Below are 12,494 nucleotides of genomic sequence, written 5' to 3'. Positions count from 1 at the left end.
CTAAATACCAATACAATAAAAGGAGGACTTGAGATGTCTAAACGTATTGTGGGGACAACCCCTAAAGTAGATGGATTTCGAATGCCAGGAGAATTCGAAGAACAAGAACAAATTTGGATGTTATGGCCATGGCGAAATGATAATTGGCGTTTAGGAGCCAAACCTGCTCAAAAAGCATTTTTAGATGTTGCCAAAGCCATTAGTGAATTTGAACCAGTTTCACTTTGTGTACCACCTCTTCAATTTGAAAATGCTATCGCTCGTGTATCTGCTCTTAATTGCGAAAATATCAGAGTAATTGAGATGACAAATGATGATTCGTGGATTCGCGACTGTGGTCCTACATTTCTTATAAATGATAAAGGTGAACGTCGTGCAGTAGATTGGGAATTTAATGCTTGGGGAGGTCTAGTCGATGGACTCTATTTCCCTTGGGATCAAGATGCGCTTGTTGCAAGAAAAGTTTGTGAATTAACAAATACTGATTCTTATAAAACAGAGGATTTCGTTTTAGAAGGTGGATCAATTCACGTTGATGGTGAAGGTACAGTGATGGTTACTGAAATGTGTCTTCTTCATCCAAGTCGAAACCCACATTTGTCAAAAGAAGAAATTGAACAAAAATTAAAAGATTATTTGAATTGTGAAAAAGTAATTTGGGTGAAAGATGGTATTGACCCATATGAAACGAATGGTCATATTGATGATGTAGCATGTTTTGTAAAACCTGGAGAAGTTGCATGTATTTACACTGAAGATGAAAGCCATCCTTTCTACAAGGAAGCAAAAGGTGCGTTTGAATTCCTAAGTGAACAAACAGATGCAAAAGGCAGAAAATTAAAAGTACATAAAATGTGCGTTACTAAGAAGCCGTGCTATCTAAAAGATGCAGATTCGATTGATTTTTCAGAAGGGGCTATTCCAAGAGAGGAAGGAGAAGTTGCAATTGCATCATATTTGAATTTCTTAATAGTGAATGGGGGAATTATTCTCCCTCAATATGGTGATGAGAATGATGCATTAGCGGTTAAACAAGTGCAAGCAATGTTCCCTGATCGTAAAGTTGTTGGAGTTGAAACTACAGAGATTGCATATGGTGGTGGTAATATTCACTGTATTACACAGCAACAACCAGCAACTAAATAACATATGCAGAGTCTGGTAAAGCAGACTCTGATTTTTCTAATATATCGCATTAAGTAGACGGAGGAATGTGAAAATAAATTGCTTTACAAAGAGGTATTAGAGATGAAAAATATTAAAGTGGAATATAGCTGGTTGAAAAATTCTGCTATAACAGGAGTCAATCAATTACCTGAACATTCTGAGCATTATTATTTTGATAAATATGTAGGTATAAATCAACTAGACTATTTTCAAATAGATAAGATACACTTAAACAATAATTGGACTTACATGAAATCAGATTTCAATGAAAAAAATGGTGATGACGAATCTACATTGGTAACTTTGTTTAATCATTTTAAAGGTGAAGATAAATTAATTACTAAAAATATTATCTTGAAAATGCAAAGCTTAAATCTGCCCGTGTATATTTGGATGAATGGGTGCTTTGTTGGATTTTCAAAGGGACTTGAACAGACTATAGAGTTTGAAATTACAAATCTACTACGTTTGGAGGAAAATGAACTTATAATTAAGGTATGCTCTATTGAAGAAGAAAAACAAAACAATAATGTGATGCTAGATTCAACGTTAGATTCAATCTTAGACAAAATTTCGGAGAGTATTATTTATAGTACTCCTAAACTACATGTATATGATTTTAATGCTGTATTAGGAAATAGTCAAAATTTAAATAAATCGACATTAACCATTAATTGCTTATTAAATGGATATTCTAATAGCGCTATAATTAGCGTTTATATATATGATAAAGAAAAAAATATTGTTTTTAAGGAGAATATAGATTATACTAATAAACTTGAAAAAAAATATGATTTAGATATAAATTATTTAGAGATTTCTTTTGTAGAGTTGTTGATAGTTGATGATGGAACAATAGTAGAAACAGCTATAACAAAAGTTAAGATAGTGTAGGAGAAGTTGTGTAAACATAAAAAGAAATAAATCCCTTATAGTAGAATTGCGAAACATTACTCTATAAGGGATTTATTTCTATGACACAATTTACTACATTATTGTTTAATTTCCCAGTCTCAAAACGAGATACGACGAATTTTTTCATTCTTCTTATAGTGGAGAAACTATAATTTGCGCTTTCACATCCTTAAAACAAAAGCACCCCATCAGATCAATTTCTGGTGGGGCTTTTGGTGGGGAACCAATCAATTTTGATTGATTTTTAACCTATTATAATAACCTAAAGTGCTGTTAAAACAACCATTTCACTTCAAATCATGTTTATAAATCATTCCCACTCTACAGTTGCAGGTGGTTTACTTGTGATATCATAGACGATGCGGTTAACGTGGTCAACTTCGTTTACGATACGGACTGAGATTTTTTGGAGAACTTCCCAAGGGATCTTAGCGAAGTCAGCTGTCATTCCATCGATCGAAGTGATAGCGCGGATAGCGATAGTGTAGTCGTAAGTACGGCCGTCTCCCATAACACCTACTGAACGAACGCCAGTGTTAACAGTGAAGTATTGCCAGATGTCGCGGTCAAGACCTGCTTTGGCAATTTCTTCACGAAGGATAGCGTCTGATTCACGGACTGTTTCGAGTTTTTCTTCAGTGATTTCACCCATAACACGGATCGCAAGACCAGGTCCTGGGAATGGTTGGCGCCATACGATGTGATCTGGCATGCCAAGCTCGGTACCGAGGGCACGAACTTCATCCTTATAAAGAGTGTTGAGTGGCTCGATCAGTTCAAACTGCATGTCTTCTGGAAGTCCACCAACGTTGTGGTGAGATTTGATGGTTTGAGCAGTATCTGTACCAGATTCGATGACGTCAGTGTAAAGAGTTCCTTGTGCCAAGAACTTCACATCTTTTAGTTTGCTTGCTTCATCGTCAAAGACATAGACAAATTCGTTCCCAATGATCTTGCGTTTTTGTTCGGGATCAGACACACCAGCCAATTTATCAAGGAAACGTTTAGCAGCGTCTGCTTTAACAATGTTCAAACCAAACTTGCCACCAAGCATCTCCATAACTTGATCTGCTTCCCCTTTACGAAGAAGACCGTGGTCTACAAAGATACAAATCAATTGATCGCCGATTGCTTTTTGAAGGAGAACCCCAACAACGGAAGAGTCAACACCACCTGAAAGGCCAAGAAGGACACGTTTGTCTCCGACGGTTTCACGGATTTTTTTGATCTGCATGTCAATGAAGTTGTCCATGGTCCAGTCACCTTTAGCCCCACAGATGTTCAAGGCAAAGTTACGCAAGATGTCATAACCGTGAACAGAGTGACGAACCTCAGGGTGGAATTGGATCCCGTAGATTTTCTTGTCTGGATTTTCAATCGATGCAAATGGACAGTCAGCAGAAGTACCTGTACGGATAAAGTCAGCCGGAATTTCTGTAACAGCATCTCCATGGCTCATCAAGACCAATTGTTTGTCTGGTGTGTCCGCAAAAAGAGCAGAAGATTCTGTCAAGCTGAGTTCAGATTGACCATATTCACGGTTACCAGCGTCACCTGCTGGAACGACCTTCCCACCCAATTTATGGGTCAACAATTGCATCCCGTAACAGATTCCAAGGATTGGAATACCGAGTTCAAAAATTTCAGGATCGATATCAAAAGACCCTTCCTCGTATACTGAGTTTGGTCCGCCTGAAAGAACGATCCCAACTGGATTGATTGCACGAACTTCATCAGCAGAAATCTTATGGCTCTTCAATTCTGAGAAGACACCAATTTCACGAATTCGACGTGAAATAAGCTGATTGTACTGGCTACCGTAGTCAAGCACGATGATTTTTTCAACATCATGCAAATCAGTTGATAGGTTTGTCATCTTATCCCCTTCTTATAGAAATTTACTTTCCTCTATTCTAACACAAAAGCCATGTCTTTACCAATCTCTGATTGAAGAAATAGGAATTTTACGCTACAATAGAAGTAACACAGAGAAAGAGCAAGGTTATGATTCCAGCTTACATTCAAATTCATGATCAGATTAAATCTGAGATTGATCAAAAAATATGGAAAATTGGAGAGCGGCTTCCCAGTGAACGCGATCTAGCTGAAAAATTCCAGGTGAGTCGGATGACTCTTAGGCAGGCCATTACCCTTCTGGTCGAAGAAGGAGTACTTGAAAGACGGGTAGGAAGTGGTACCTTTATCACTAGCACGCGCGTCCAAGAAAAAATGCGAGGCACAACCAGTTTTACAGAAATTATGAAATCGCAAGGCAAGGAACCTTCTAGCCAAGTGATTTCTTACCGTAAAACCATTCCTAGCCTCCAAGAAGTGGACAAATTGGGCATTGATAAGACAGAAACCATCATTCGGATGGAGCGGGTCCGGTATGCCGATGGGATCCCTGTTGTTTATGAAGTGGCCTCTATTCCAGAGAAATTTATTAAGAATTTCAATCGTGAAGAGGTTACCAGCCATTTCTTCCAAACCTTGGAGCGTCATGGCTATAAGATTGGAAAGTCGCACCAGACCATCTATGCGCGATTGGCCAAGGATAAGATTGCGGAGTACTTACAGATTTCAAAAGGGCAGGCTATTTTAGGTCTGACACAGGTTTCCTATTTTGAAGATGGGACGGCTTTTGAGTATGTAAAAAGTCAGTATGTCGGCGAGCGGTTCGAATTTTATTTAGAAAATAACTAAGCTCGCAAATCGTAAAAATAGAAAACTCTTCAAATGTGTGAGAGGCTCACTCTCTTTGGCATTTGGGAGCTTTTTTTAGGTTGAAGTCATTCTTTCTAAATAGTGATAGTACGGTCAAAAATAAAAGATTTAAAAAAATTTAAAAAATTTTATTTTTTCTTCAATTTTTGATTTTTTTTACGAATTAATAGATAGAAGCTAGTTTTAGATCTAAAAAAAGATATAAGGCAGGAAAAAATGAAAAAAATTAAAATCGATGTGGTAGTTGTTCCCTTGAGTGGGCATCTGTACCCAACTTTAAATCTCGTTAAACCCTTATTAGATGATCCAACTATGGAAATCCGAGTTTTCACGGGTCCTCAGAAAAAAGCCGTCGCAGAAAGTCTCGGCTTCACGGTCGTCCCGATTCTAGAGAACAAAGTAGAAGAATTTGAACGCGCGGCGAATAACGATAAAAAACACAATCTCTTTTCAGCTTATCGGCAATTGTCTAGGAGTCTTGATTTGATTAATCACGTATCGGATCAATTGCTAGAGGAGTGGCGTGTCAACCGTCCAGATATTGTCATTGCTGACTTTATCACTCTATCAGCTGGTTTTGTGGCAGAACAGTTAGAAATTCCTTGGATTACCACCATGGCGACCCAATTTGCAATCGAAACTCCTTATGGTCCTCCTTGCTTCTTCGGAGGGATGGGAGTCGCGCGCACAAAGAAGGAAGAGAAGATCCAAGCACTATGCCGTAAACTCACGCGCATTGGAAAATACTGTGGCGCCTTCCTCTTACGCAAACGCTTAAAACGTTACAATTTCAAGTTGTACAATCAAAATGGAGTGGAGACCATCTACTCTCCTTATGCCATCTTTGGAATTGGTATGATGGAGCTTGAGTTGAAAACACATTTCCCTCATCAATATGCCTGGCTTGGCCCTTTGGGGACTTCTCTTGAAAAAGCTGAAGATTATCCTTTAGATCTCCGTCCTTACGACGACAAGACGAAGGTACTCGTGACATGTGGAACCCAGTTGCCTTGGGCAAAGGAGAATTTGCTAGAACAAACCAAGCATTTGGCCAAAGAGCATCCAGAATGTCACTTTTTCGTCACCTTAGGTGATGGGGCAAAAGACTTTTCTGAAGAAGAAGTAGCACCAAATGTGACGGTTGTCTCATATCTGCCCTACAAAGAATATATTCCGCAGATGGACTATGTCATTCATCATGGAGGAGCTGGAATCTTTTATCAATGTATCGAATTTAAAAAACCAGCCTTGATCTTGCCACATGATTATGACCAATTTGACTATGCGATTCGAGGAGTAGAAGCAGGAATTGCTTTTCAAGCTCATCGCAATCGCACCGAAGAGATTCAAGCAGGTTTCAATGCCCTATTAGAAAAAGAATCTTGGGAAAAGTTAGAGAGACTAAACAAACTTTCAAAAACCTACAAGCCGTTGGACACCTTGGAGTTTGAGATTCAACGGTTATTAAGACGTGGAACGGATGGAAAACTATGAAAATTCTTGTAACAGGTGCGACTGGCTTCCTTGGAAAATACGTGATCGAAGAGTTATTAGATCACGACTATTCCATTGTAGCTTTTGGCCGAAACGAAAAAAATGGGAAGGCTCTGGAAGGTGAGCGCGTTCAATTTATCAAAGGGGATTTGACCTCTATTGAGGAATTAAGACAAGCCTTTCAGTCTGTTGATGCTGTAGTTCATGCAGGAGCTTTATCCACTGCCTGGGGACCTTGGAAGGCCTTCTATCAGGCGAATGTAGTTGGCACTCAAAATGTCCTTGAATTGTGCCGTGAATATGCGGTAATACGCTTGGTTTACGTATCTTCTCCTAGTATTTACGCGGCTGGAAAAGATCAATTAAACATCATGGAAAGTGATGCTCCAAAAGAAAATCACCTCAACAATTATATCCGAAGCAAATTGGTGTCTGAAAAACTTTTTTCTGACTATCCGGATGTGCCAAGTATCATCTTGCGTCCTAGAGGATTATTTGGTGTGGGGGATACCAGTATTTTGCCTCGGGTTTTACGCCTCAGTCGAAAAATTGGAATTCCTTTGATTCGAGGAGGAGAGCAGCTCATGGATATGACCTGCGTGGAAAATGTTGCCCTAGCCATTCGCTTGGCTCTGGAAGCAAAAGAAGCTCACGGACAAGTTTATAATATTACAAATGGGGAACCAAAGTCCTTTAAGTATTTGATCGAAACAACATTAAAGGGATTGGGAGAACCGATTCGCTATCGGAAAATTCCGGCAGGTCTTGTAGCAGGTGCGGCCTATAGCCTTGAAGGGGTATATCGTTTATTCCATCTGAAAGCTGAACCTCCATTGACTCGCTATACCTATTATCTCCTTCGATATAGCCAAACCCTCGATATTCAAAAGGCCCAAACCGAACTTGGCTACTATCCAAAAATGACTATTGAAGAAGGGATTGACAACTATGTCCAACATGATCAAGCGCATTGATTATTTTCCAGCAGGCTATTGTAGCAGTCATTCTGGTCTCTTATTTAAAGGAATTCCAAATGAAAAAATGCAATTTCCTGCAGGTGTCTTTTTGATTCAGCACCGTGAAAAAGGTTATATTTTGTACGATACCGGCTATCACTACGAGATTAAGAAAAAAGCTCGGTATTTCTGGTACCGTCTAGCCACCCCAATGCAGATGAAAAAAGAAGACCAGATCGATTATTTATTGCATGAGCGTGGGATTGACCCGGCATCCATTTCCTATGTGATTCTTTCGCATCTGCACCCTGATCATCTCGGCGGAGCAGCCCTTTTCCCAAATGCTCATTTCTTTGTCACCCAGGAAGTCTATGAGGTGTACCAAAAACCGAAGTTTAAAGATCTGATTTTTAAAGAGTTTTTGCCAGCTGACTTCAAGGATCGGGTGACTTGTCTCAAAGCAAATCAAAGGCATCCAGCTTTCCCTTACCGCCCGACTGCGGATCTTTTTGGGGATGGGAGCATTCTTGTTTCGTCCATCGATGGGCATGCGAGAGGGCAAGGCTGTCTTTATCTGGATGAGCTCAAGCTCTTTATTGGAGCAGATCTTTCTTGGGGAGTGGACCTCTTGCCTTACACACGGCAAATGCGACTGATCCCTTCCTTGGTTCAGGATGATAAGAAGGCTTATTTAAAAGGAGCTGATTTTCTGGAGACACTCTTGCAAGATGGTATTCAAGTTGTTGTCAGCCACGACCCGCAAGATCGGATTGAAAGGATTTTAAATGAAAAAAACAGTCTTTCTGAAAACCTTTATTGAAACCAGATGGTGCCACCGATTCCGTTCAAAAGAGGCCTTGAAGCGATACCAAGATAAGCAATTGGCACGCTACCATGCATTTATCACTTCTCAATCTCCCTATTTTCAAACCCATTCTCCCGAATCCTTTGGAACGATGGATAAATCGTTTATGATGACACATTTCAATGAACTCAATACCCTAGGGGTGGATCGAGATCAGGCTTTAGAAATGGCGATTCGCGGAGAACAGACGCGAGATTTTACTGAGATGAATGGAGAAGTAGCAGTAGGTTTGTCTTCTGGGACTTCAGGCCACCGAGGAGTTTTTGTCACCACAGAAAAAGAAAGAAGTATGTGGGCTGCAGCGATTCTAGCCAAGATGCTACCGAAAGGAAAACTGTTTGGTCATCGCATTGCCTTTTTCTTACGAGCGGACAATGAACTCTATCAAACCATTAATTCAGGCCTTATTCGCTTGGAATATTTTGATATTTTCAAGGATAGCAAGGAGCATTTAGAGCGTCTCAAAGACTATCAACCAACCATTGTGGTTGCACCAGCTTCCACCTTGATTGAGTTAGCTAACTATGTCACTAATCAGCAACTTGCGATCCAACCCGTCAAGGTTGTCTCTGTCGCAGAGATCCTAGAGGATAGAGATGCTCAGACAATAGCCAGAGCCTTTCAACTAGAAAAAGTTGATCAGGTCTACCAAGCGACAGAAGGGTTTTTAGCTTGTACTTGTTCAGAAGGTAATCTTCACCTCAACGAAGATATTTTGTATGTCGAAAAAGAGTATCTGGATGATCGACGCTTTTATCCGATTATTACGGATTTTAAACGAACGAGTCAACCCATCTATCGCTACCGACTCAATGATATTTTAGTAGAAGAAAAGTCTCCCTGTCCTTGTGGATCCGTTTTTACTCGAATCGCGAAAATCGAAGGACGATCGGACGATATTTTCTATTTCAAAAAAGTTGATGGAAACAGCCAAACCATCTATCCGGATTTTATTCGCCGGTGCATTTTATTCGTTGAAAATATTCAGGACTATCAAGTGACTCAGTTGACAGATGGATCTATTACCATCGCCTTGAGTCATCGTTCCGACTTTATTGAGAAAGCGATCTTTGCCCAATTTGAACTCTTGGCTCAACAAAAACAATTCATCCTCCCAAGTATTCAATTTATCGATTACCAATGGGACCCAACACGTAAATTAAAACGTGTTCAACGACTTCAATAAAAGGAGAATCCTATGACTACAGTAAAAAGACATCTACAAATCAAAGGCTATGGAACAGCGCTTCCAGCTCATACAGTAACTTTCAAAGACCAGACTCGTTACCGCGTGAAAGAAGGAGAAGAAACACAGATTGATCTTGCAGCACGTGCAATTAAAGCTGCTTTAAAACATGCAGGGCTTGAGATGACAGATATCGACTGCCTGGTTTCGGCTAGTGCGGTTGGCGTTCAGCCTATTCCTTGTACGGCTGCTTTGATCCATGAGCGCGTGGCCAAGGGACTGACGATTCCAGCCATGGATATTAATACCACCTGTACTAGTTTTGTATCAGCCTTAAGCACCATTTCCTATCTGATTGAAGGTGGTGAATACCAACGGGTTCTCATTGTATCCAGTGAAGTAGGAAGTCTTGGCCTTAATCCTAAACAAAAAGAGAGTTTTGAATTATTTAGCGATGGAGCAGCTGCCTTTATTTTTGAAGCAACAAGCCAAGACAAAGGAATCATTGCTAGCATGCAACGTACCTGGTCTGAGGGAGCCCATGATACTGAAATTCGGGGTGGTTTGACAGCTTATCATCCGAAATTGTACTCTGAATCAACCAAGACTGATTTCATGTTTGACATGAAAGGGAAGAAAATTCTCTTACTTTCTGCTCGTGTTATTCCAGAAATGTTCCAAGAATTCCAAGAGAAATCAGGCATTTCTAAAGACGCTGTAGACTATATTATTCCCCACCAAGCCAGCCGGGCCTTGCCACTCGTCATGGACAAATTGGGAGTTGGAAAAGACAAGTATCTCAATATTGTCAGCGATTATGGCAATATGGTTTCGGTAGCCGTGCCTTTCGGTTTAGCCTATGCGCTTGATCACGGCTATGTGAAGGAGGGAGATACCATCTTCTTGATGGGAACTGCAGCAGGGATGACAGTCAATATGTTAGCACTAAAACTCTAATGATAGATCCTCTTATTTCAAGCTCAAAAAGCATCAAGTCCCGCTAGTCTTTAGCGGGCTTTTTTGATATAATGAAAGGTATGGAAATTGAGAAAACCAACCGAATGAATGCGCTCTTTGAGTTTTATGCAGCGCTCTTGACGGACAAGCAAATGAACTACATCGAGCTTTATTACGCAGATGATTACAGCTTGGCTGAGATTGCGGAAGAGTTTGGAGTGAGCCGTCAGGCGGTCTATGACAATATTAAACGTACAGAAAAGATTTTGGAGGACTACGAAATGAAACTCCATATGTATTCCGATTACATTGTTCGTAGTCAGATTTTTGATCAGATTTTAGAACGCTATCCGGAAGATACTTTTCTACAAGAGCAGGTTGAAATTTTATCAAGCATTGACAATCGGGAGTGAATATGGGCAGTCTCGTCATTTATCAAGGAATACCTTGCAAACTATTAGTCGCAGAGGGAGTATTTCCTACTCGACTACAAATTATCTCGCCCAATGATATCTCCAAAGCTATGCAAATAGGTTTTAGCTGTTGGGGATATCCAAATGAAATCATGAAAGAAGTCACACCCGAAGAACTAGAATGTTTGCTACATTTCGGACGATTTCCACTGAATTGAAAAAATAGGAGAAAATAATGGCATTTGAAAGTTTAACCGAACGTTTACAGAACGTCTTTAAAAATCTTCGTAAGAAAGGGAAAATCTCTGAAGCGGATGTCCAAGAGGCAACCAAAGAGATTCGTCTAGCCCTCTTAGAGGCCGACGTAGCCCTTCCTGTTGTAAAAGACTTCATCAAACGCGTCCGCGAGCGGGCTGTAGGTCATGAAGTCATCGAAACCTTGAACCCTGCCCAACAAATCGTGAAGATTGTCGATGAAGAATTGACAGCCATTTTGGGTTCAGAAACAGCAGAAATTATCAAATCTCCAAAGATTCCAACCATTATCATGATGGTCGGTCTTCAAGGGGCTGGTAAAACAACCTTTGCGGGTAAATTGGCCAACAAATTGGTCAAGGAAGAAAACGCACGTCCTTTGATGATTGCGGCCGATATCTATCGTCCAGCAGCCATCGACCAGTTGAAGACCCTTGGTCAACAGATCAATGTTCCTGTCTTCTCACTTGGTACAGAAGTCCCTGCAGTTGAGATCGTTCGTCAAGGTTTGGAGCAGGCGAGAGCCAATCACAATGATTATGTCTTGATCGATACGGCTGGTCGTCTGCAAATCGATGAAAAACTTATGGGCGAGTTGCGGGATGTTAAAGCCCTTGCCGAGCCAAATGAAATCCTCTTGGTTGTCGATGCCATGATTGGTCAAGAAGCAGCCAATGTGGCGCGTGAGTTTAATGAACAACTCGAAGTAACCGGGGTGATCTTGACAAAGATTGATGGGGATACCCGTGGTGGTGCAGCCCTTTCTGTCCGTCAGATTACTGGGAAACCAATCAAGTTTACTGGTACTGGTGAAAAAATCACGGATATCGAAACCTTCCACCCAGACCGTATGTCTGGCCGGATCCTCGGTATGGGGGATATGCTGACACTGATCGAGAAGGCTTCTCAAGAATACGATGAGAAACGCTCTCTTGAGCTCGCTGAGAAGATGCGGGAAAACACCTTTGACTTCAACGATTTCATCGATCAGTTAGACCAAGTTCAAAACATGGGACCAATGGAAGATCTGCTCAAAATGCTTCCAGGGATGGCCAACAATCCAGCTATGAAGAACCTCAAGGTTGATGAACGAGAAATTGCTCGCAAACGTGCGATCGTATCATCCATGACCCCAGCTGAACGGGAAAATCCAGATCTCTTGAATCCAAGCCGTCGTCGTCGGATTGCTGCTGGATCAGGGAACAGCTTTGTCGAAGTCAATAAATTCATCAAGGACTTTAACCAAGCCAAGCAGATGATGCAAGGCGTCCTCTCTGGCGATATGAACAAGATGATGAAACAAATGGGGCTCAATCCAAATAATATGCCGAAAAACATGCCTGGTGGAATGCCTGATATGTCTGCCCTCGAAGGCATGATGGGACAAGGTGGGATGCCTGACTTGTCAGCTCTTGGCGGAGGCGCTGGAATGCCTGATATGAGCCAAATGTTTGGTGGTGGTCTCAAAGGAAAAGCCGGTGAATTTATGATGAAACGGGCGATGAACAAGATGGCCAAACAAATGCGCAAAAATAAGAAAAAACGGAAATAATCGTTTCTAA

Annotated in this window: 12 protein-coding genes; 11 read left to right on the top strand and 1 reads right to left on the bottom strand. The window is 40.9% G+C overall.

All coding sequences use genetic code 11. From position 1 onward, the window contains the following. The first annotated feature begins 33 nt into the window (after positions 1 to 33). Both aguA and K1I56_RS00825 read left to right on the top strand, forming a co-directional pair. Entirely contained in the window at positions 34 to 1,146 is a 1,113-nt protein-coding gene (aguA, locus tag K1I56_RS00830) for an agmatine deiminase (protein WP_223324704.1), read from the top strand. 102 nt (positions 1,147 to 1,248) lie between these two features. Then, a complete protein-coding gene (locus K1I56_RS00825; RefSeq protein ID WP_223324703.1) occupies positions 1,249 to 2,061 on the top strand; it encodes a glycoside hydrolase family 2 protein in 813 nt (270 codons plus the stop codon). Positions 2,062 to 2,392: 331 nt separating this feature from the next. On the opposite strand, the gene guaA is transcribed toward K1I56_RS00825, so the two are convergent. Further along, complete coding sequence (gene guaA, locus K1I56_RS00820; RefSeq protein WP_223324702.1) at positions 2,393 to 3,958, bottom strand: glutamine-hydrolyzing GMP synthase; 1,566 nt, start codon at positions 3,956 to 3,958, stop codon at positions 2,393 to 2,395. 128 nt (positions 3,959 to 4,086) lie between these two features. Here guaA and K1I56_RS00815 point away from each other — a divergent pair, with 128 nt between their 5' ends. The 9 genes from K1I56_RS00815 to ffh all read left to right on the top strand — a co-directional run bounded on the left by K1I56_RS00815 (position 4,087) and on the right by ffh (position 12,484). Continuing rightward, entirely contained in the window at positions 4,087 to 4,785 is a 699-nt protein-coding gene (locus tag K1I56_RS00815; protein ID WP_003007291.1) for a GntR family transcriptional regulator, read from the top strand. 237 nt (positions 4,786 to 5,022) lie between these two features. Next, entirely contained in the window at positions 5,023 to 6,300 is a 1,278-nt protein-coding gene (locus K1I56_RS00810) for a glycosyltransferase (RefSeq protein WP_223324701.1), read from the top strand. Further along, a complete protein-coding gene (locus tag K1I56_RS00805; RefSeq protein ID WP_223324700.1) occupies positions 6,297 to 7,274 on the top strand; it encodes an NAD-dependent epimerase/dehydratase family protein in 978 nt (325 codons plus the stop codon). Before K1I56_RS00810 ends, K1I56_RS00805 begins: the two co-directional genes overlap by 4 nt. Then, a complete protein-coding gene (locus K1I56_RS00800) occupies positions 7,249 to 8,076 on the top strand; it encodes an MBL fold metallo-hydrolase (RefSeq protein ID WP_070674135.1) in 828 nt (275 codons plus the stop codon). Before K1I56_RS00805 ends, K1I56_RS00800 begins: the two co-directional genes overlap by 26 nt. After that, a complete protein-coding gene (locus K1I56_RS00795; RefSeq protein ID WP_223324699.1) occupies positions 8,042 to 9,307 on the top strand; it encodes a F390 synthetase-related protein in 1,266 nt (421 codons plus the stop codon). Before K1I56_RS00800 ends, K1I56_RS00795 begins: the two co-directional genes overlap by 35 nt. Positions 9,308 to 9,319: 12 nt before the next feature. Further along, complete coding sequence (locus K1I56_RS00790; RefSeq protein WP_223324698.1) at positions 9,320 to 10,264, top strand: 3-oxoacyl-[acyl-carrier-protein] synthase III C-terminal domain-containing protein; 945 nt, start codon at positions 9,320 to 9,322, stop codon at positions 10,262 to 10,264. A gap of 80 nt (positions 10,265 to 10,344) precedes the next feature. Continuing rightward, positions 10,345 to 10,677: a putative DNA-binding protein gene (locus K1I56_RS00785; protein ID WP_003001435.1), complete on the top strand. Its 333-nt coding sequence runs from the start codon at positions 10,345 to 10,347 to the stop codon at positions 10,675 to 10,677. A gap of 2 nt (positions 10,678 to 10,679) precedes the next feature. Continuing rightward, positions 10,680 to 10,895, top strand: coding sequence for a 2-oxoglutarate:acceptor oxidoreductase (locus K1I56_RS00780; protein ID WP_223324697.1), 216 nt, complete (start codon positions 10,680 to 10,682; stop codon positions 10,893 to 10,895). Between the two features lie 17 nt (positions 10,896 to 10,912). Beyond that, complete coding sequence (gene ffh, locus K1I56_RS00775) at positions 10,913 to 12,484, top strand: signal recognition particle protein (protein WP_024055635.1); 1,572 nt, start codon at positions 10,913 to 10,915, stop codon at positions 12,482 to 12,484. The last annotated feature ends 10 nt before the right edge of the window (positions 12,485 to 12,494 follow it).

Origin of the sequence: Streptococcus parasanguinis, assembly GCF_019929185.1 — a bacterium.
Taxonomy (GTDB): domain Bacteria; phylum Bacillota; class Bacilli; order Lactobacillales; family Streptococcaceae; genus Streptococcus; species Streptococcus parasanguinis_O.
This window is presented reverse-complemented; position numbering and strand designations above follow the sequence as displayed.